The organism is Rhizobacter sp., from assembly GCF_046595475.1.
Lineage (GTDB): Bacteria > Pseudomonadota > Gammaproteobacteria > Burkholderiales > Burkholderiaceae_C > Rhizobacter.
Genome location: NZ_JBKJOQ010000036.1, coordinates 27004 through 47232, shown reverse-complemented (window position 1 = coordinate 47232; position 20229 = coordinate 27004). Strand labels below are relative to the sequence as shown.

21 protein-coding genes are annotated in these 20229 nt (G+C 66.6%); 12 read left to right on the top strand and 9 right to left on the bottom strand.

Annotated elements, in window-relative coordinates:
- Position 1 precedes the first annotated feature (1 nt).
- From AC30QB_RS06655 to bla, 3 genes are read left to right on the top strand one after another with little or no spacing between them, the layout of a single operon-like run.
- Positions 2–1174 carry a substrate-binding domain-containing protein gene (locus AC30QB_RS06655; RefSeq protein WP_489545404.1) on the top strand — a complete coding sequence of 391 codons (1173 nt, stop codon included), beginning with the start codon at positions 2–4 and terminating at the stop codon, positions 1172–1174.
- Positions 1159–3483: an ATP-binding protein gene (locus AC30QB_RS06650; protein WP_489545403.1), complete on the top strand. Its 2325-nt coding sequence runs from the start codon at positions 1159–1161 to the stop codon at positions 3481–3483. The genes AC30QB_RS06655 and AC30QB_RS06650 overlap by 16 nt, the downstream gene beginning before the upstream one ends.
- Positions 3480–4370, top strand: a complete 891-nt coding sequence (bla, locus tag AC30QB_RS06645; RefSeq protein WP_489545402.1) for a class A beta-lactamase — start codon at positions 3480–3482, stop codon at positions 4368–4370. Before AC30QB_RS06650 ends, bla begins: the two co-directional genes overlap by 4 nt.
- Before the next feature lie 138 nt (positions 4371–4508).
- On the opposite strand, the gene AC30QB_RS06640 is transcribed toward bla, so the two are convergent.
- The 8 genes from AC30QB_RS06640 to AC30QB_RS06605 form a co-directional block, all read right to left on the bottom strand.
- Positions 4509–5345 carry an SDR family NAD(P)-dependent oxidoreductase gene (locus AC30QB_RS06640; protein ID WP_489545401.1) on the bottom strand — a complete coding sequence of 279 codons (837 nt, stop codon included), beginning with the start codon at positions 5343–5345 and terminating at the stop codon, positions 4509–4511.
- A gap of 4 nt (positions 5346–5349) precedes the next feature.
- The gene (locus AC30QB_RS06635; RefSeq protein WP_489545400.1) at positions 5350–6099 is read right to left on the bottom strand and encodes an SDR family NAD(P)-dependent oxidoreductase; all 750 of its coding nucleotides are present in this window, start codon (positions 6097–6099) and stop codon (positions 5350–5352) included.
- Complete coding sequence (locus tag AC30QB_RS06630) at positions 6096–7025, bottom strand: branched-chain amino acid ABC transporter permease (protein ID WP_489545399.1); 930 nt, start codon at positions 7023–7025, stop codon at positions 6096–6098. The genes AC30QB_RS06635 and AC30QB_RS06630 overlap by 4 nt, the downstream gene beginning before the upstream one ends.
- A 113-nt stretch (positions 7026–7138) precedes the next feature.
- Positions 7139–8425, bottom strand: coding sequence for an ABC transporter substrate-binding protein (locus AC30QB_RS06625; RefSeq protein WP_489545398.1), 1287 nt, complete (start codon positions 8423–8425; stop codon positions 7139–7141).
- Between the two features lie 30 nt (positions 8426–8455).
- Positions 8456–9790, bottom strand: coding sequence for an ABC transporter substrate-binding protein (locus AC30QB_RS06620; protein ID WP_489545397.1), 1335 nt, complete (start codon positions 9788–9790; stop codon positions 8456–8458).
- 87 nt (positions 9791–9877) lie between these two features.
- Positions 9878–10783: an NAD(P)-dependent oxidoreductase gene (locus AC30QB_RS06615; RefSeq protein WP_489545396.1), complete on the bottom strand. Its 906-nt coding sequence runs from the start codon at positions 10781–10783 to the stop codon at positions 9878–9880.
- Positions 10780–12753, bottom strand: coding sequence for a bifunctional 5-dehydro-2-deoxygluconokinase/5-dehydro-2-deoxyphosphogluconate aldolase (locus AC30QB_RS06610; protein ID WP_489545395.1), 1974 nt, complete (start codon positions 12751–12753; stop codon positions 10780–10782). The genes AC30QB_RS06615 and AC30QB_RS06610 overlap by 4 nt, the downstream gene beginning before the upstream one ends.
- Positions 12753–13661 carry a MurR/RpiR family transcriptional regulator gene (locus AC30QB_RS06605; RefSeq protein WP_489545394.1) on the bottom strand — a complete coding sequence of 303 codons (909 nt, stop codon included), beginning with the start codon at positions 13659–13661 and terminating at the stop codon, positions 12753–12755. Before AC30QB_RS06605 ends, AC30QB_RS06610 begins: the two co-directional genes overlap by 1 nt.
- A gap of 138 nt (positions 13662–13799) precedes the next feature.
- On the opposite strand from AC30QB_RS06605, the gene AC30QB_RS06600 reads away from it, so the two are divergent.
- From AC30QB_RS06600 to AC30QB_RS06580, 5 genes are all read left to right on the top strand, one after another.
- Positions 13800–14780: a branched-chain amino acid ABC transporter permease gene (locus tag AC30QB_RS06600; protein ID WP_489545393.1), complete on the top strand. Its 981-nt coding sequence runs from the start codon at positions 13800–13802 to the stop codon at positions 14778–14780.
- A gap of 2 nt (positions 14781–14782) precedes the next feature.
- Complete coding sequence (locus AC30QB_RS06595; RefSeq protein ID WP_489545392.1) at positions 14783–15529, top strand: ABC transporter ATP-binding protein; 747 nt, start codon at positions 14783–14785, stop codon at positions 15527–15529.
- A complete protein-coding gene (locus AC30QB_RS06590; RefSeq protein ID WP_489545391.1) occupies positions 15526–16257 on the top strand; it encodes an ABC transporter ATP-binding protein in 732 nt (243 codons plus the stop codon). The genes AC30QB_RS06595 and AC30QB_RS06590 overlap by 4 nt, the downstream gene beginning before the upstream one ends.
- Before the next feature lie 4 nt (positions 16258–16261).
- Entirely contained in the window at positions 16262–16921 is a 660-nt protein-coding gene (locus AC30QB_RS06585; protein ID WP_489545390.1) for an ATP-binding cassette domain-containing protein, read from the top strand.
- A gap of 139 nt (positions 16922–17060) precedes the next feature.
- Complete coding sequence (locus AC30QB_RS06580; RefSeq protein WP_489545389.1) at positions 17061–17246, top strand: CsbD family protein; 186 nt, start codon at positions 17061–17063, stop codon at positions 17244–17246.
- Between the two features lie 64 nt (positions 17247–17310).
- Here AC30QB_RS06580 and AC30QB_RS06575 read toward each other — a convergent pair whose 3' ends face one another.
- The gene (locus AC30QB_RS06575; protein ID WP_489545388.1) at positions 17311–17820 is read right to left on the bottom strand and encodes a flavin reductase family protein; all 510 of its coding nucleotides are present in this window, start codon (positions 17818–17820) and stop codon (positions 17311–17313) included.
- A 177-nt stretch (positions 17821–17997) separates the two neighbouring features.
- Between AC30QB_RS06575 and AC30QB_RS06570 the strand changes: the two genes are divergently transcribed.
- From AC30QB_RS06570 to AC30QB_RS06555, 4 genes are read left to right on the top strand one after another with little or no spacing between them, the layout of a single operon-like run.
- Positions 17998–18138, top strand: a complete 141-nt coding sequence (locus AC30QB_RS06570; protein WP_489545387.1) for a hypothetical protein — start codon at positions 17998–18000, stop codon at positions 18136–18138.
- 21 nt (positions 18139–18159) lie between these two features.
- Positions 18160–18750 carry a DinB family protein gene (locus tag AC30QB_RS06565; protein ID WP_489545386.1) on the top strand — a complete coding sequence of 197 codons (591 nt, stop codon included), beginning with the start codon at positions 18160–18162 and terminating at the stop codon, positions 18748–18750.
- A 39-nt stretch (positions 18751–18789) separates the two neighbouring features.
- On the top strand, positions 18790–19320 hold the full coding sequence (locus AC30QB_RS06560; protein WP_489545385.1) for an RNA polymerase sigma factor: 531 nt from the start codon (positions 18790–18792) through the stop codon (positions 19318–19320).
- 15 nt (positions 19321–19335) lie between these two features.
- A complete protein-coding gene (locus AC30QB_RS06555; protein WP_489545384.1) occupies positions 19336–20178 on the top strand; it encodes an anti-sigma factor family protein in 843 nt (280 codons plus the stop codon).
- Positions 20179–20229: the final 51 nt, after the last annotated feature.

Below are 20229 nucleotides of genomic sequence, written 5' to 3'. Positions count from 1 at the left end.
GGTGGGTCGGGTGGGCGCCTACAACACACCGCCTGAGCGCCTGCGCCGGTCTTTGCTGACGGCCACGCTGGCGCTGCTGGCGGGCGCTGCGCCGCGGCGGGTGTCGGCCGCGCCCCAAGACCGGCCGCGCATCGCGCTGCTGTCACCCAACAGCGCGGGCAATACCTACTGGCCGCAGGTGTTTCGCATCATCGAGCGGGTGGCAGAAACGCTGGGCTTCGAGTTCGTTGCCCACAGCCTGGGCGTGCAAGACCGCTACGCCCGCCAGCAAGACACCCTGCGCATCTTGTCTGCAGAGCCGCGGCCTCAGGCGGTCATCGTCTCGCCGGTCATTGGCCACAGCGAGGCGCTGCTGGAGGCCGCCAATGCGCTGGGCATACCGGTGTTCATCCTCGGCCCCTTGTTTCCCTCCGAGCTGCAGGACCTGGGCGGGGCGCCGCGCTACAAGTACAAGAGCTGGGCCGCCTTGTTCAACTGGGCCGAAGAAGAAAAGGGTTACGCACTCGGCCACGCCTTGCTGGAAGCGGCCAATCAACAGCAGGCCTTCGCCTCTGACGGGCGCCTCCAGGTGGTCGGTGTGGGCGGCAACCCCAGCTGGTTTGGCTCGGGGCTGCGCCAGGCGGGCCTGATGCGTGCCGTGCGGGGCCACCCCCAGGCGGTGTTCAAGCAGGTGGTGCCCACCTTGTGGACGCAAGAGGAAGGCCGCCAGCTCACCGCCAAACTGCTCAGGCGCTACCCGCAGGCGAGCGTGGTCTGGGCCGCCAGCGACCAGCTCGGTGCTGGCGCGGCGCAGGCCCTGGCCGAGCAGGGGCGCACGCTCGGCAAAAACGCTTTCACCGGCGGCCTCGACCTGTCGGCCCTGGGGCTCAAGCTGGTGAAAGAAGGCCAGTTCGTCGCCACGGCGGCGAGCGACTTGTTGTCGTTTGCCCAGGTGGCCGTGCTGGTGTACGACTACCTGCATGGTTTCGATTTCGCCGAGCGGCTGGGCAGCACACTGGAGTTCCCCACCCTGGTGGCCACGCGCGACAACGTGGACTCGCACCTGCGCCTGTCGGGCTGTGTGCAGAGCATCGACTTCAGAAACTTCTCGAAGGTATACCGGCCAACGCTCGGGCGCTTCGACTTCACGCTCGCCGCTTACCGCGAGGCCGCCAAGCCTTGCGCCGGCGGCTAGCCGGGGTGATGGTGGGCAGGCCGCGCCGAACACTGTCGCGCCAGCTGCTGGTGCTGGTGCTGGGCTACACGCTGGCGCTGTCCATACCACTGGGCCTGCTCAATGCATGGATCGCCCACCGCCAGGAGTCGGCACGCCAGCAGGAGCAGGTGCAGGCCATCGTGGCCTTGTTCGGGCGCCAGCTCGGCAAGGCGGTGTGGGATTTCGATGAAGAGACGGTGCGGCATGTGCTGTCAGAGCTGAACCACTTTCCGGCCTTGCAGGTGGTGGAGGTGTTGGCACCCGACCTGCGCGTCACCTACAGCAAGCAAGGCACCCAACCCGAGCGCGCGGGGTCGGCGCAGAGCTATGCACTGCGCTCACCCGAGGGCGAGATGGTGGTCGGGGAGCTGCGCCTGAGCCTAGACCCGGCCGCATTGCGCAGCGAGGTCTGGAAAGACGTGGGCCGGCACATCGCGGTGCTGGGCGTGGAGCTGCTGGTGCTGGCAGCGCTGGTGTTCACGCTGCTGCGGCGCCAGGTGACGATGCCCGTGCTGGCGCTGTCTGACCACGTGCAGCGCATGACGCTGGAGCGCCTGGACCAACCCGCCCCCGAGCCCCCCACGCGGCGGCCCAACGAGCTGCAAGAGTTGGCCCACGGCGTGACGCGGCTGCAGCACGAGCTGCGCGACCAACTGGCCGCGCGCGACGCCATCGCGGGCACGCTGCAGATGAGTGAGGCGCGGCTGCAGGCCATGGCCGATGGCATCCCCAACCAGCTCTGGACCGCCCGCCCCGATGGCCGGCTTGACTACGTGAGCCGCAGCGCACTGAAGTACTTCGGGCGCAGCTTCGACGACCTGATCAGCGCCGGCTGGCGCGAGATCATTCATCCCGACGACCTGCCCGCGTGCCTGGAGCGCTGGATGCTGGCCGTGAACAGCGGGGCGGCCTTCCAGACCGATTTCAGGCTGCGCCGCTTCGATGGCGCTTACCGCTGGCATTCGGCGATGGCGGTGGCGCAGCGCGACGAGCTCGGCAAGATCTTGAAATGGTTCGGCTCCAGTACCGACATCACCGACCGCAAGGACGCCGAAGAAGCGCTGGACCGGCACCGCATCCAGCTGGAAAAGCTGGTCGAAGAGCGCACCGCTGCGCTGTCGATTGCCAAGAACACCGCCGAGGCCGCCAACCGCGCCAAGAGCAGCTTCCTGGCCAACATGAGCCATGAGATTCGCACGCCAATGAACGCCATCATCGGCCTCAACCAGCTGCTGCGCCGCGATGACGCCACAGCCGAGCAGGTCGAGCGCATGGACCGCATTGACAGCGCCGGGCGGCACCTGCTGTCGATCATCGACGACGTGCTCGACCTGTCCAAGATCGAAGCGGGCCGCATGCAGCTGGAGCACACCGACTTCCACCTTGGCGAGGTGCTCGCGAGCGTGGCCTCCATCCTCGGCGAGTCGGTGCGCGACAAAGGGCTCACGCTCACGGTCGACTGCGGTGATGTGCCGCAGTGGCTGCGCGGCGACCCCACGCGCCTGCGCCAGGCGGTGCTCAACTACGCCGGCAACGCCGTCAAGTTCACCCACGAAGGGCGCATCGAGCTGCGGGCCAGGCTGCAGGAAGACGACGGCGGCGTGCTGAGCGTGCGCTTCGAGGTGCAAGACACCGGCGTGGGCATCGCGCCCGACAAGATGCCGCTGCTGTTCAAGGCCTTCGAGCAAGCCGATGCGTCCACCACACGCGAGTACGGCGGCACCGGCCTGGGCCTCACCATCGCCAGCCGCATTGCGCAGCTCATGGGTGGCGAAGCCGGCGCCGAGAGCACCCCGGGCGTGGGCAGCACCTTCTGGTTCACCGCTCGCCTGCGACGCGGGCAGGCAGGCATGGTGGCGGCGCTGAGCGGCGCAGCTGAAGGCGAAACCAGGCTGCTGCAGAGCCACCGCGGCGCGCGCATCCTGCTGGCCGAAGACAACGCCGTCAACCGCGACGTGGCCCAAGCCATGCTGCATGCCGCCGGCCTGGCGGCCGACGTGGCCGTGAATGGCCGCGAGGCGCTGTACAGCGCTCAGGCCCGCCCCTACGACCTGGTGCTGATGGACATGCAGATGCCCATCATGGACGGCGTGGAAGCCACACGCGCCATTCGCGCGCTGCCGGGGTGGGCCGCCACACCCATACTCGCCATGACGGGCAATGCCTTCGATGAAGACCGGCAGGCTTGCCTGGCGGCCGGCATGAACGACTTCATCACCAAGCCCGTGAACCTGGCCACGCTCTACGCTGCCTTGCTCAAGTGGCTGCCAACACAACAGAGACCATGACCTTGCTGCATCGCCGCCAACTGCTGCTTCATTGCCTGACGCTGGCCTCATTGGCCACCAGCTGCGCGGCCGCGGGGGAGAAGCGCCAATCGGCGGCCGCTCGTTTTGCAGAGATCGAGGCCCGCGCCGACAGCCGCATGGGCCTGATGGCCATAGACACCGGCTCAGGCCGCCAGCTCGGCTTCAACGCCGAGCAGCGCTTTGCCCTGTGCTCCACCTTCAAGCTGCCGCTGGCCGCGATGGTGCTGTCGCAAGTGCAGAGCGGTGCGTTCAAGCTGGAGCAGCAGGTGCCGATCACGTCCGCCGACCTGGTGGCCCATGCGCCGATGGTGGCGGCGCAGCTGCCGAACAAGTCGGTGTCGCTGGAGGCCTTGTGCGAGGCCGCGGTGGTCGTGAGCGACAACGCCGCGGCCAACCTCTTGTTAAAGCTCATCGGCGGCCCCGCCGCGCTCACGGCCTACCTGCGCCGCCAGGGCGATGGCCTGACGCGGCTAGACCGCAACGAGCTCACGCTCAACAGCAATTTGCCTGGTGACCCGCGCGACACGACCACGCCCTTGGTCATGGCGCGCTTGCTGCAGACGCTGTTCACCGGGCCGACCCTCGCGCCACCGATGCGCGAGCGCCTGGCGCGCTGGTGCGTCGAGTCGCGCACGGGCGTGGCGCGCCTGCGTGCCGGCGTGCCCAGCGGCTGGCGGGTGGGCGACAAGACCGGCACCGGCGAGCGCGGCGCGGTCAATGACGTGGCCATCGTCTGGCCGCCCGGCCGCGCGCCCTGGGTGGTGGCGTGCTACCTGAGCGACTCCACGCTGCCGGTGAGCCAGCTCAACCGCGCGCACGAGCTGGCCATGCGGGTGGTGGTGGCGGAATTTGCCGGCGCGCGTTGAGTCTCGAGGCCAGGCGCTGGGCGCGGAGCGAAGCCCACCGCCGCCGTGTTGCTCGACACCGAAAGCATCACCATCTCAATCGACGGCGCGGTGGCGGCTGAGTGCTTGCCGCGTCACCCTCGGCGCCCGCACAGGCCCTCACTGGCTGGCCGTGATGCCCCCGTCCAGATACAGCACTTGCCCGGTCACGAAGGCCGCGGCCGGGCTGCAGAAGAACATGGTGGGGCCCACCACGTCGGGTGGGTCGCCCACGCGGCCCAGCGGGATGCGCTCGGTCACTTGCTTGTAGGTCTCGGGGTTGTCGAGCCAGTGGCGCGCCATCTCGCTGCGCACGACGGTGGGTGCCACGCCGTTGACGGTGATGCCGTGCTCGGCCAGCTCCATCGCGTGCTGCTTGACCAGCATCACCAGCGCGCCCTTGGTGGCGCAGTAGGCCGAGTAGCCGCGCTTGCGCAGGCCCAGCTGCGCCCGCACCGACAGCATGTGCACCTGGCGCCCCGGCGCACGGCCGGCGGCAATGCCGGCGATCTGGTGCTTGGCTGTCGCCTGCGCCAGAAACATCGCCGATTTGAGGTTGACCTGCACCACCTCGTCAAAGGCTTCTTCGGTCACCTCGGCGAGCTTCTCTTCTCGCTGGATGCCCACGCAGTTGACCAGCAGGTCGAGCGCGCCGAAGCGCTCGGCCACCGCGTCGACCGAGGCGCGGATGTCGGCCACTGAATGCGCATCCATCGCCAGGCCGATGGCGTCGAGGCCGTTGTCGCGCAGGCGCGCGGCCAGGGCCTCCGCCTTGTCGTAACTGCGGCCCGAGACGGCCACCCGTGCACCGGCCAGCGCCAGGCCCCAGGCGACGGCTTCGCCTATGCCGCCGTAGCCGCCGGGAACATAGGCCACGCGGCCGCGCAGGTCGAACAGGCCGGCGAGTGACTGGATGAAGTCGACCGGAATGTCGACCGTGCTTGCAGAAGTGCTCATCGCATCAGTCCATCAGCAACCCACCGTTGAGATCGAGAATCTCGCCGGTGATGAAGCCCGACAGCGGCGACGCCAGAAAGCGCACCGTGTGGGCAAACTCTTCGGGCTCGCAGAAGCGGCCCACCGGAATCTGCTTGAGCAACTCCTGGCGCTGTGCCTCGTTGAGCTGCTCGGTGATCATGGGCGTTTTCACGTAAGCCGGCGCAACGCCATTGGCGGTGACGCCGAAGGCGGCCAGCTCGCGTGCCAGCGAGAAGGTGAGCGCGCTCATCGCGCCCTTGCTCACCGAGTAGGCGGTGCCGGCGGTCAGCCCGCCGGTCTTGGCAGCCAGCGAGCTGGTGTTGATGATGCGGCCCCAGCGGCGCGCCTTCATGCCCGGTACCACCGCTTGCGCCCAGAACATGGCGCCGTCGAGGTTGGCGCCCATCACACGGCGCCACTCGCTGGCGCTGGTGGCTTCGATCTTGTTGTTGGACAGGATGCCGGCGTTGTTGACCAGCACGTCGACTGGCCCAAGCCGCTGCTCGACCAGTGCGTGCGCGGCCTGCACGGCCTGTGGGTCGCTGATGTCGCAGGGCACCGCGATCACCGCGCTGCCATACAGGGTCAGCAGCGGCTCCAGCGATTGCGCGTTCACGTCGACCAGCGCCACGCGGCAGCCGTCTTCGATCAGTGCGGCCACCACCGCGCGGCCCATGGTGCCGCCGGCGCCGGTGACCAACGCCACCTTGTCTTTGAGAGGGTTGAGGGTCATGTGTCGAGTACGCTTTTCTTGCCAAACAAACCGCGCGAGCGGAAGGTCACCACCGCAATGAACAACAGGTACATGGACATCAGCGACCACTCCGATGCATACGCGCCGGTGAGACCGACCACCAGGCCGACCAGCAGGCCGGCAATCACTGCGCCCCACAGCGAGCCCACGCCGCCGAGCACGATGATGAGGAAGGCCGGCACCACGGCGTCTACACCGACGTGCGGGCGTATGCCCCAGATGGGCGCCATCACCACTCCGGCGATGGCGGCCAGCGCCACGCCGAGCGCAAACACTGCCGAACGCAAGCGCCCGAGGTGTATGCCCAGGGCTCGCACCATCTCGCTGTCGTGTGCGCCGGCCTTGATGATGGCGCCGTAAGGCGTCTTCTCCAGGAAGAGCCACAGCGCGAGGATGGCCACGATGGCAAAGGCGCTGGCAAACACGCGGTAGCGCGAGTAAATCAGGTCGCCCATCATGAAGGCGCCCGAGATTGCCGGGGGCAGCGTCATCTGCTGCTCGTTGGAGCCCCACGTGAGGCGGATCAGCTCTTCGATCACCAGCGCCGCACCGAAGGTGAGCAGCAGGCCGTAGAGCGGGTCTTTGCCGTAGGTGCGGCGCAGGCACAGCTCAAGCAGCAGCCCGAAGAGACCCACCAGGATGGGCGCGAAGAAGAGCGCCAGGGCGTAGCGCGTGCCCAGGGGCAGGCTCATGTAGGCGGCCTGCAGGTCTGGGAACCAGCCGAGCTTGGGCGCCAGGAAGAAGAGCGCGGCATACATGCCCAGCGCAAACAGCGAGCCGTGCGCGAGGTTGATGGTTTCCATCACGCCGACGATGAGCATGAAGCCCAAGGCGATCAGCGCAAACAGCAGCCCCAGCGAAATGCCGTTGGCGAGGTGGGGCAAGAGGGCGAGCAGCCAGTCCATTGCGTTGTCGTTTCAGAGGGTGGGTTCGTGGATCGGGGTCAACGCTGAACAAGCGCTGCGTTCGGACTGAGCGTTTCGACAGGCTCAACGCGAACGGTACTTTTCAGCATGGCTCAGGGTTCAAAAGAAGGCGTGGCAGCGTAGGTCTCGAGCGCGCACTGCTGCGGCGCGGCGCGGTCTTCAACCTCATGCGGGGCGAGCCGCCCGAGGATGCGGAAGAGGTCGTCGCTTTGGCGTGGCCGGTCGTTGTAGGCCGCCATGTAGATGGTCTGCTGCAACTGGTGGGTGTGCGGGTTCATGTAGGCGTCGTGGTGTTGCATGCGGTCAAGGGCCGGGACGCGCAGGTTCTCAAGCTCCTTGATGAGCTTCAAGTTGTTGGTGGTGCCTGTGCGCTCTATGGCACGCAGCAGCTCGCGCGTGGCCATGTAGCCGTTGTAGAACACATTGCCCGGTGTCTTGATGCGGTAGTCGGCTTGCGTGCGCTGGTAGCGCTCCACGAAATCCTTCACACCCGCCAGCGGCAGGCCCCAGTACCAGGTGGTGCCGAAGATGCCGAACAGCGCCTCGCGGCCCAGGCCATACACGTCGGGCCAGTCTTGCTGGTTGTTGATCCAGCCGAAGCCGCGGTCCATGGCCTTCTCGCGCACCTGGCGGCGCAGCGCCTTCAGGTCGTCGCCGCCCACTGCGGTGGCGATCACGCCGGGCTTGAGGGCGCGGATCTTGGCCAGTGCGACGCTGAAGTCTTGCGTGTTCTGGGGCACCACCAGCTCTTCAAGGATGCGACCGCCGTTGGCTTCGACGATGCGGCGTATGCCGCCCGCGGTGTTGCGGCCCCACAGGTAGTCGCTGGTGATGAGCACCCAGTCGCGGCCGAAGCCGGTCATGGCACCCTTCACCACCGAGGTCGAAAAATTGGTGCCGTTGCCGTCCCAGACAAACTTGGTGCGGTGGCAGTCTTTGCCGGCTTCTGTGGGCGAGCTGGAGTTGGTGTTGAAGTAGATGCAGCCGTGAGACTGCGCCACTTTTGACATCGCGCTCGCCACGCCAGAGTGCATGCCGCCGAGCAGGAAGGCGACCCCCTGCTGCTTGATCATGTGCTCGGCCACCGGTGCGGCGATGACTGGGTCGCCTGCGGTGTCAGCATGCACGATCTCGATGCGACGGCCGAGCACGCCGCCGCGTTCGTTGAACTCGGCAATCGCCATGCGTATGCCGCGCTGCTCATCTTGGCCGCTGGTGGCGTACTGGCCGGTGTCGTCAGTGGCCAGGCCGATGCGCAAGGGTTTTTTTGCCTTGGCCTGGGCCCAGGCATGGTGCGCCGCCCACGGGCCGAAAAAGCCCAGTGTGGCGGCGCCCGCGCCCTGGATCAGGCGGCGGCGTGAAGTGGCGTGCAGCGGCATGGCGATGAGACAGCGCGCGCTTGTGGCGGCTTATTGCTGGTAGCTCGGCGTGGCGTCGTACGACTCCAGCTTGCACATCTTGGCCGCGCTCTCGTCGGCCACGTCCTTCGGGTCAGCCGCCGACAGAATCTTGAAGATGTCGTCCTTCTCAGCCGGCTGGTCGTTGTAGGTGGCCATGTAGATGGTCTGCTGGCAATGGTGGGTGACCGGGTCTATCCAGGCGTCGTACTGCTGCAGGCGGTCGCGGGCGCTCATCTTGCGGCCTTCGAGCTTCTTGATGACGGCGATGTTGTTGGTGGTGCCGGCCTCTTCCACACAGCGCAGCAATTCGCGCGTGGCCATGTAGCTGTTGTGATAAACGTTGCCTGGCACCTTGATGGCCATGCCGGGGAAATGCTTCTGGTAGGCAGCGACGAACTCCTTCACACCCGGCAGGTCTAGGCGGTAGTACCAGGTGGTGCCGAACACGCCGAAGATGCTCTCCGGGCCGAGGCCGTACACATCGGGCCAGTCTTGCTGGTTGTTGATCCAGGCCATGCTTTTCTGCATGTTGAGCTGCACCACCTGCTGGCGCAACGCCTTGATGTCGTCACCACCGATGGCGGTGGCCACGGCGTCGGGCTTCAGTTGCTGCAGCTTGAGCAGGTAAGACGAGAAGTCGCGCGTGTTCTGCGGCACCAGCAGCTCTTCGACGATCTTGCCGCCGTTGGCTTCGACGATGGCGCGGGTGGCGTTCGAGGTGTTGCGGCCCCACACGTAGTCGTTGGTCAGCAGCACCCAGTTCTTGCCGTTGACCTTGATCGCGTTCTTGACGATGGCATGGGCGAAGTTGGTGCCGTTGCCGTCCCACACAAACTTGACGCGGTGGCAGTCTTTGCCGGCCTCGGTGGGCGAGCTGGAGTTGGTGTTGAGGAAGACGCAGCCGTACTTCTGTGCCACCTGCGAGATCGCGTTGGCCACGCCCGAGTGCAGCGCGCCAACCAAGAAGGCCACTTCGTTGCGGGTGATCATGCGTTCGGCGATGCGCGAGCCGCTGGCCGGCGTGGTCTCGGTGTCCATGTGCAGCGCCTCGATGCGCCGGCCCAGCACGCCGCCCTTGTCGTTGAACTCCTTGATGGCCATCATCGCGCCCAGGCGCTCTGCACCGCCGCTCGCGCCGTACTGGCCCGAGGCGTCCATGGTGAGGCCGATGGTCAGCGGCTTGGCCGTGGCGGCTTGCGCCCACACACGGTTGTGCGCCCAAGGGCCAAAGAAGGGCGTGGCGCCCGCGAGCGTGATGCCAGTGGTCTTGAGCAGGCTACGGCGTGAAACTTGCGCATCCGCGGGCAGAGCGATGGGAGAAGTGGCTTTCTTGTCGTCGGTCATGGTGTGTCTCCAGGGTCGGGATGGTGGGTGTGGCGAAGTGGTCTTCGCTCGAATGAATGGAAGAGAAAAAAGAGTGAACGCTGCGATTCAGCGCGGGACGAACTTCACGTTGCTCAGTTGCTCCTGCACTTCGAGTAGTGAGGCGATAAAACGTTCGCCATAGCCGAGGTTGGCTGCCTGCACGAAGCTTTGGTGCGCGGCCTCGGCGATGAAGCTGCTGGTGGGCAGCATCTCGGTCAGGTGGGTGTAGTAGCGCAGGTCTTTTTGCGCATTGCCGATGGCGAACTTGAGGCCGCCAAGGTCACCCTGCAGCGCACGGCCCACCATCATCTGGAAGATGCCGGAATTGACGCCACCGGCCGAGATCACATCAAACACCTTCTGCAGCGACAACCCCGCTTTGGCGGCGGTGGCCATGGCTTCGGCGATGGCCGCGGCTTGCGTCATGGCCAGCATGTTGTTGACCAGCTTGAGCACATGGCCGTGGCCGGGCGGGCCCACGTGAATGATGTTTTCGCAGAAGGCGGCGAACACCGGGCGCAAGGCCTCGAAGTCTGCGTCGGCTGCGCCCACCATGGTGTTGAGGCGGCCCTCTTCGGCTTCTTTCGGTGTGCGCGCCAACGGCGCATCGATGAACTTCACACCCTTGGCGGCAAAGTCGTTGCGGATGCGCGTGCTCGACGCCGGCTCGGCCGTCGAGGTGTCGATCACGACCAGGCCCTCGCGTGCAGCGGCCAGCAGGCCATCGGCGCCATAGACGATCTCTTCGACTTGCGGCGAGCCGGTCACGCACAGGATCACGATGTCGGCCTGCGCCAGCGCTGCGCGGGTGTCGACTTCCTTCGCGCCGGCGTCGACCAGGTCTTGCAGGGTGCTGCGGTTGCGGTGCGCCTTGAAGCGCAGCGCGTAGCCCTTGTTGAGCAGGTTCTTGGCGATGCCGTGGCCCATCATGCCGAGGCCGATGAAACCGATGGTGGGTAACGTGGTGGTCATGCTTGTCTCCTGGAAAGGGGGGTGTCTTGAGCCTCGCACCACAAATGGATGAGGCGCTTGTAGCGGGTGGCAACCTGGTCGATCACGCCGGCGTCGTCCAGCGTGCCGGCGAACCAGCCCGCGGCTGCATCGGCAAACAGCGAGCGGCCGACCGCGAAGCCCTTGCACAGCGGCTGGCCGGCGGCGGCGCGAAAGCCCTGCGAGAGGTGGTCTTCGCTGGCCTCCAGGCCGAGCAGCAGCACGCCGCGGCAATGCAGGTCGTTTTCGGCCACCACCGCATTGATGTGCGCCCAGGCGGCTGGCTCTAAAGGCGGTGGCAGCTTCCACCAGTCGGGCCACACGCCACTGGCATAGATCTGCTGCATGGCGCGCGCCAGGGTGTCGGCCTGTGCGGGCATGTCGCGCGGCGGGATCACTTCCACCAGCAGCTCGTGGCCGGTCTGGTTGCAGGCGTCGGCCAGCACGAGCAGGCTGCGAAGCTGCTCCTCGCGCAGCGCGTCGGCATCATCCGGGTGGTAGGCCAGCAGGCACTTCACCACGTGCTCGCCGGGCCAGGTGCGCAGCGCCAGGCCGACGTTGGGCCCGTCTTCGAAACGCAGGGGGCGTGAACCCGGCAGCTCTACCGGGCGCGCCACCCACCAGCCCTGGCCGGTGAGGGGCGGCAACACGTCTTCGCCGTAACGGCCGTCGATGATCACGCCCGGGGTGGGGAAATCGCAGTCGATGGCAACGTCGTTGCGCGCGGTGTCGTAACCCTGGCGCGCGGCATCGGCCACCAGTTGCTTGAAGGCGGCAATGCGGCCCTTGCGCTCGGCCGCGGGCACGCCATGGCGTGCGGCCAGCTCTTCGAGTTGGGCGCGGTGGTCGAAGGCCAGCACCCCGAGCGTGCCCCAGCGGCGCGCGCGGGTGGAGGCGCGGTGCAGGTGTTCGAGCACCGGGTCTTCACGCAGGCGGCGCGTGGGCGAGCCGTTGCGCAGGAAATGGCTCAATTCGGCCCAGCTCGGCATGGCCGGCGCGCAGCCATGGCGCGACACCACAATCGCGCCGCATGCGTTGGCGTAGCTCAGCGTCTGCGCCAGCGGCTCATCGCGCACCCAGCCGCGCAGCAGGCCGGCCATGAAGGCGTCGCCTGCGCCGAGCACGTTGAACACCTCGACCGGGAAGCCCGGGCCGGTGACGCCGTCTTCCACGCTCGCCGGAATGGGGCCTTCGAAGGCCACGCAGCCCATGGGCCCGCGCTTCATCACGATCAGGCCGTTCGAGACCTCGCGGATGCGCTTGAGCGCCGCCAGGTTGTCGCTGAAGCCGCCGGCGATGTGGATCTCTTCTTCGGTGCCGACGATCAGGTCGCACAGCGGCAGCACCTTCTGCAGGTGCGCGCTGACCTGGTCGGAGGGCACGTAGCGCTGCTCGCCCAGGCCGGGCGCGGTGAGCCCCCACAGCACGGGGCGGTAGTCGATGTCGAGCGCCACGCGGGTGCCGGCGGCGCGCGCGGCTTGCATGGCGGTTAGGCAGGCGTCGAAGGTCTGCGCGTTGGAGAGATGTGTGCCCGAGATGAGCAGCGTCTTGCCCGAGGCCACGAAGGCCGGGTCGACGTCGGCGGCCGAGAGGCCCATGTCAGCGCATTGCTCGCGGTAGAACACCAGCGGGAAGGTGTCGCGGTCGCGTATGCCGAGGAAGACGAGCGCGGTGAGGCGCTTCGGGTCGGTGCGCACCTGCGACACGTCGACTCCTTCGGCCACCAGCGATTCGCGCACGAAGCGGCCGTTGTGCTCGTCGCCCACGCGGGTCAGCATGGCGGCCTTCAAGCCCAGGCGTGAGGCGCCCACCGCGGTGTTGGCGGGCGAGCCGCCCAAATACTTCGCGAAAGACTGCACGTCTTCCAACCGGCCGCCGATCTGTTCACCATAGAGATCGACCGCAGCGCGGCCCATGCAGATCAGTTCCAGGTCACGTACTGCGTGTGGCATCAACGGGCTCCCTTGCCATTGGCCGGTCGCCGCGCGGCCGGTTTGCGTGTGGGCTTGGGCGCCGCCTTCAGCGCGGCCTTGCGTGAGGCCCCCTCGGTGAGGTGGTGCCCGGTGCTGACCACCAGCGCCTGCGCCAGGCAGAGTGGCGCCACCAGCGAGCGGAAGGCCTTCTCCGAGCCCAGGCTCAGCTCGAAGCAAACGCGCGAGGCGGGCTTGAGCGGCGACAGCGCGCTGTCGGTGATGGCGATCACCGGCACGCCACGCGCATGCGCAGCGATGGCGGCGTCGATCACCTCTTGTGAATAGCTGTGGAAGCTGGCGACGATGAGCACGTCACTGCGCTCCACGTTGTTCAGCGCATTGGCGAGCATGCCACCGGCGCCATCGAGCAGCCAGGTCTTGAGCTCCAGCTGGTTCAGCGCGTAGGCCAGGTAGGAGGCGACCGGAAAGGCGCGCCGCTGTGCCAGCACATGCACGGCGCTGGCGGCGCAAATCAGCTGGGCGGCGCTGGTGATGTCGGTCTCGGCCACGTTTTCTTCCAGGTGGCCAAGCTCGGCCACGGCCTCGCCTACGAACTGGTGCAGCACGCCCGACTTGTCGCCCTGCGGCTTGCTGCTGCGGCGCAGCTGGTCGATGCGTTCGCGGTAGCTGGCCGATCGCTCCACGAGATGCTCGCGAAACACTTGCTGCATCTCGGAGAAGCCACCGAACTCCAAGGCGTTGGAGAAGCGGATCAATGCCGAAGGCTGCACGCCGGCTGCTTCGGCCACGACAGCCACCGTGCCCAGGGCCAGCTCATTGGGCTTGTCTAGCGCAAAGCGCGCGATCAGCTGCAGCTGCTTGGGCAGCGTGGGGTAAACACGCGAGATGGCATGTTTGAGGTCTTCGTAGTTCACAGCGGCAGTCATCGGGTTTTCATGAACATCAAACTTAGAACAAACGTTCTTGCGTGATCGAAGAATAGAACATACATTCCATCCTGTCCAGTATTTGTTTCATCGCTCATGTACGTACCTACCCGAACTGCCCCCCTCATCACCACACCGATGGTGCTCACCGTCGCCTTGCTCGCGAGTACCCCGTTGTGGTTGAGCCAGGTGGGTCTTTACCAATACCTTGCGCTCGAAATCATGATCTGGATGATGTTTGCGCTGGGCCACAACTTGCTGCTTGGCTACGGCGGCCTGCCGTCGTTCGGGCATGGCGCCTACTTCGGCGTGGGGGCCTATGCCTTTGGCCTCTTGCAGCAGCGCGCCGATGCGGGCCTGCTGATGGGCCTGCTCGGCGCAGTGCTCGCCACGGCAGTCTTCGGCATGCTCGTCGGTGCCTTCATCTCGCACAAGCGCGGCATCTATTACGCGCTGCTCACCATCGCCTTCGGCCAGGTGTTCTGGTTTGCAGCGGTGAAGCTGCATGACGTGACCGGTGGTGAAGACGGGCTGCTCAACATCAAGCGGCCGGTGCTGTCGCTGGGCTTTGCAGAGATAGACCTGCGCAGCAACGAAGCCTTCTTCTACTTTGCCTTGGTGCTGTTCGCGTTGGTGCTCATTGCGCTGTGGCGGTTGATCCATTCGCCCTTCGGCCGCGTGCTGCGCGCCATCAAGCAAAACGAAATGCGCGCCGCCTTCGTGGGTCACAACGTGTGGCTTTACAAGTGGCTGGCCTTCACGCTGTCGGCCAGCGTGGCCGGTCTCGCGGGTGCGCTGTTCGCCATGGCGCAGCAGTCGGCCTACCCCAACGTGATGAGCCTGCACAACTCGGGCTTCGTGGTGATGATGGTGCTGATCGGTGGTGGCCTGGTGAGCTTCTGGGGCCCGGTGATCGGCGCGCTGGTGTTCATCCTCACCAGAGACTTGCTGGGGGCCTACACCGAGACCTGGCTGCTCTGGTACGGCCTGGTGTTCATGGTCGTGGTGCTGTTCCAGCCCGATGGCGTGGCCGGTGCGTGGCAAAAGGGTCGAGCGCGCTGGGCGCGACGAAAGCAACCGGCGCCAGTTGTCGCCATCACCACCCCGAAGGAGGCATGAGCATGGCCCTCTTTGAAGCCACCCAATTGCACAAGCGTTTCGGCGACAACGTGGTGCTGGAAAGCATCTCACTCTCGTTCGAGGAAGGCCAGCTGTCTGGGATCATGGGCCCCAACGGTGCCGGCAAGACCACCTGCTTCAACGTGCTCACGGGGCGCTACAAGCCCGACCGCGGCACGGTGAAGTTTGCAGGTGTTGACATCACCGGCATGTCGCCGCGGCAGATCGCCTGCAAGGGCGTGTCGCGTTCGTTCCAGATCATGAATCTGTTTGACGACGACAGCGCGCTCGACAACGTGCTGATTGCGCTGCCCCGCGTGCGCGAGCGTGGGTTCTCGATGTGGCGCGACCTGGGCCGCGACAGCGCGGCGCACGACGAGGCTGCGGCCATCCTGGCGCGCGTGGGCCTGGCGGGCAAAGAGCGTGTGCAGGCCGACAGCCTGTCGTACGGCGAGCGGCGCGCGCTGGAGATCGGCGTTGCGCTGGCCGCCAAGCCGCGTCTCTTGTTCCTAGACGAGCCCACCGCCGGCCTGGGCAGTGAAGGCACGGCACGCCTGGCCGAGCTGATTGCCGAGCTCAAGCGCCAGCTCACCATCGTCATCATCGAACACGACATGAACTTTCTCTTCAAGCTGGCCGACCGCATCTCGGTCATTCACTGGGGCCAGGTGATTGCGCAGGGCCACCCCGACGCGCTGCGCGAGAACCCTTGGGTACAGCGCTCCAGCCTCGGCGAGGTGACGGCATGAGTGCGGTGCTGAAGCCGAGTGCGTCGCAGGCGGTGTTGTCCATCGACGGCATCGAGACCTTCTATGGCGAAACGCAGGCGCTGTTCGGCGTGTCATTGACCATCGCCCCCGGCGAGGTCGTGGCATTGCTGGGACCCAACGGGGCGGGCAAGACCACCACGCTGCGCTCCATCCTCGGCCTCACGCCGCCGCGGCGTGGCCGCATTCACTTCGATGGCCAGGACGTGACGCGCCGCCCCACGCACGAGATCGCCGGCATGGGCATAGGCTGGGTGCCCGATGACCGGCGCATCTTCCCCACGCTCACGGTGGCGCGCAACCTGGCCATCGCCCGCAAGAAGACGCGCTTTCGCGCCTGGAGCGAGAAAGAGTGCTTCGAGATCTTCAGCGCGCTTGAGTACCTGATGGCGCGCGAATGTGAAAACCTCTCGGGCGGTGAGATGCAGATGGTGGCCATCTCGCGCGCACTGATGGGCGCGCCCGGCCTGGTGCTGTTCGACGAGCCCAGCCAGGGCCTGGCGCCCAAGGTCGTGCAAGACGTGATGTCGACCGTGCTGCGCCTGAAGCGCGAAGGCGTGTCGGTGCTGCTGGTGGAGCAGAACGTGGCTTGCGCCCTGGGCGTGGCCGACCGTGTGGTGGTGATGCGCCAAGGCAAGGTGGTGCACGAGGGCCCCGCTGAAGCACTGCGCCAAGACGCCGACCTGCAACGCCGCCTGCTGGGAATTTGATGCCATGACCGCCACCACCACGACACCTTTGCTGCAAGTACAGGGCCTCACCAAGCGCTACCAGCGCGGCTGGCCGCAGCGCGAAACCACCTTCTCGCTGGAGGCCGACTTCCAGATCGACGGCCCGGCCATCGTCGGCGTGATGGGTGCCAACGGCGCCGGCAAGACCACGATGTTCGAGCTGATCACCGGCAGCAACCTGCCCACTGGCGGGCGCGTGCTCGTGGCCGGGCAAGACATCCACCGCGTGCGCTACCGCGAGCGCGACCGCCTGGCCCTGCACTACCACCAGTCGTACCAGGTGCGCTCGTTCACCCGCACCCACCCGGCCTTCATGCTCGAGCATGCGGCCAGCCCCCGCGCGCAGGTGCACCTGTTCGACGAGCCGCAGTTCAACACCCAAGACGGCTACATCGGCTTCATGCTCGACTTCTTTCGCAAGCTGCGCAGCGAAGGCCGGCTGGTGTTTCTGTGCCTGCACCCCAACGAGCCGGTGCACCTGGACATCTTGTCGGAGGTCTGCGACCGCTACCTCTTCGTGCACAAAGACGAAACACGCGTGAGCCGCATCATGCAGGCCGGCTCACTTGCGCAGTTGGCCCGCGATGCCCGCGTGCGGCACTACCTGGGCAGGCTGGCGCCGCCGCTGGAGCAGGCCGCTTAAGCACCGTTGTAGGAGCATGCCCACTTGGATTCGGGGCCAGCTCTTTCATGCGGCGCGAGCCTTCGGTTCTATTCTTGTTGTCATGGCGAGCGGCGGATGACCCCACCGCTCGGGTCTGTCAACCAACCAAGGAATCGACATGAACAAGGACCAAGTCAAAGGCAGTGTCAAAGACGCCGCAGGCAAAGTGCAACGCGAGGCGGGCAAGCTGACCGGTAGCACCGAACAGCAGGCCAAGGGCCTGGCCAAGCAAGCCGAAGGCAAGACCCAGAAAAAACTGGGTGATGCTGAAGAAGTGCTGAAGGACAGCAACCGCAAGCCTTGAGCGCTTCGACCAGCAAAAAGGCGCGACCTGGTCGCGCCTTTTTGCGTTGCGGAGTTCGCGTCGCCTAGAGCGGCAGCTCGGTGAAGTAGCGGCCACCGTGGTAGATCAGCGGCAGCGCGCCTTCGCGCCTTTCGCAGTGCTCAACCTCGCCGACGAAGATGATGTGGTCGCCTTCTTCGTACTGGCTGCGGTTGAAGCACTCGAACACCGCGGCGCTGCCTTCCAGCACGGGCACGCCGCCGGCACCGCGGCGCACACCCACGCCGGCAAAACGGTCGACGTCTTTGGAGGCGAAGCGCTCGGCCAGCAGGCGCTGGTCGGCGGCGAGGATGTTGATGGCGTAGTGCGAGCCGTTGGTGAAGGCCGGCATGGAGCCCGCGCGCTTGGACAGGCTCCACAGCACCAGAGGCGGCGACAGCGACACCGAGTTGAACGAGTTGGCTGTCAGGCCCACCGGCCGGCCGCTGGCGTCAAGCGCGGTCACGATGGTCACGCCCGTGGCAAAGCTGCCCAGCGCGGCGCGGAACTCGGGTGAGGAAAAGCTGGGGGTGACCGGGCGCAGCAACGCGTTCATCCGTTTATTGTGAAGGAGAGCGGCGGTAAGGGCCAACTCCCATATAGGGGGTGCAGGGAGGGCGCAAACGGCCACTCTACACTCGCGCCGCATGAGACTTATTCACGGGCTGATGCGCTTGGCCGCCGGCTGGGCGACCCTTTCGGCGCTGGGCCTGGCCCAGGCGGCGCCTGGCCATTGCGCCGAGTGTTCGCGCTGCCGGTGGTGACCATCGAGCTGCCGAGCGACATCCGCACGCCCACCGACGCCGAGATGCGCCAGATGTGGCGCGACCTCTTGCGCTGGGTGGGCGAGCGCATGACATTCGGGGAACGCTAACGCTGAAAGGAGAGAAGGCCCATGCAACTGATCACGCGCCACCTCATTGCCGCCGCCCACAACAACGCCTGGGCCAACCACCGGCTGCTGAGCGCCTGCGGCCAGCTCACACACCAGGACTTGGTGGCCCCGCGCGTGAGCTTCTTCCCATCGATCAGGGCGACGCTGAACCACATCGTTACCGTCGACGCGTACTACCTCGACGCCATGCAACGCAGCCTGAGTGGCGATGCGCCGCACCCGAATTCGCAGAGTTTCTTCGACCCCGAAGAGCCGTATGGGCAGTACGGCGCGTTGGCCGAAGCCCAGCGCGCCTCTGACCGCAGGCTGATCGCGCTGTGCCAAAAAGTGGCCGCCAACGAAACCTTGCTCGAGCACATGGTGAAGGTGCCACGCGTCGTCAAGGTCGACCACGAGCCCCTGCACCGCCTGCTGGCCCATGTGTTCGAGCACCAGACTCACCACCGCGGCCAGGTGCACGCCATGCTTTCCGGCACGAGCGTGCCGCCACCGCAGCTCGACGATTTCTATTGCGCAGACGATGCCTCGCGGCGTGTGGAAGATTTCCGCGCCCTGGGCTTTTCAGAAGCGGCCATCTGGCAAGACGGCTGAAACGGGGAATAGACGCGCCTCAGCTGGCGTAAACCAAGCATGCAAGCCCCGCCGTGCTTTCGCCAACAGCTGTTGAGCGCGATTCCGCGCGTGCGCCGCTATGCGCATTCGCTGGTGATGGATTCGAGCTCGGCTGACGACGTGGTGCAGACCACACTGGAGCGCGCGCTCTCGCACTGGCACCAGTTTGACCAGCGGCGCGACATGGTGGTGTGGCTGCTTAGCATTGCGCACAACGCTTATCGCGACACGCAGCGGCGCAGCATGCGGCTGGTCATCGTCGACCCGCAGCTGTTGCAGGTCGAGCAAGACCACCAGCGCAGCGACCCGGGCGCTGATGTCGGCCTGCGCATGGACCTGTTGGCCGCGCTGCACCGCCTGAGCCCCGAACAGCGCGAGCCGCTGCTGTTGGTGACGGTCGAAGACCTGTCGTACGCCGAATGCGCCGAAGTGCTGCACATTCCCATCGGCACCGTGATGTCGCGCATCTCGCGGGCGCGCGCCGCGCTGCGCGTGCTGCTCGACGGCAAGCCGGTGGCCACGGTGCACACGCTGCACCGCGTGAGCTGAAAATTGCGTGACCTCATGAACAACCCCCCTTCGACCCACCCTTCTGACGAGCGCCTGAGCGCCTGGCTCGATGGCGAGCTGACGCCGGCACAGGCCGCTGAAGTAGACGCCTGGCTAGGCCACCACCCCGAAGAAGCGGCACGCGTGCGCCTCTGGGCGGCCGACCGCGATGCCTTGCGCGCGCGCCTTGCGCCCATGGCTGAAGAGCCCGTGCCTGAAACCTTGGCTGAGGCGGTGTGGCGGGCCTCGCCCGCCTACCCCACGGCGTGGCGCTGGGCCGCCATGGTGGCGGTGTTCGCGCTCGGCGGGCTGTCCGGCGCGGCCAGCGTGTGGCAGCTGCGGGCCGAGCGCTCGGCGCAAGCCGCCGCACTGTCGTCAACAGGCTGGGTGCAGCGCGCCGCCGTGGCGCACGCGGTCTATGTGCCCGAGCAGCGCCACCCGGTCGAGGTGTCGGTGGCAGGCCCGTCGGCTGAAGAAAACCGCGTGCAGGAAGAGCATCTGGCACGCTGGCTGACGCGCCGGCTGGGCTTCCCGGTGCGCTTGTTTGACTTGCGCGCACATGGCTTTGAGCTGGTGGGTGGCCGCCTGCTGCCCGATGCCGCCGGGCCGAGCGCACAGCTCATGTACCAAGCCCAGCAGCCTGCCGCTCAGGGCAAGGCGCCGGCGCGCATCACCATCTATCTGCGCAAGCCCGAGAGCGGCACCGATTTCGCCTTCCGCTACGAGCGCCAGGGCGAGCTGAGCCTGTTCTATTGCGTCGACGAGGGCGTGGGCTACGCCATCGCCGGCAGCTTGCCGCGCGAGCAACTGCTGGCGCTGGCCGAAAGCATCTACCACCAGCAGCCTGGGGCAAAGTGACGGCAAGGTAGAGGCCACACAAAAGCGCGCACGGGGCGTCCCTAGAATCGG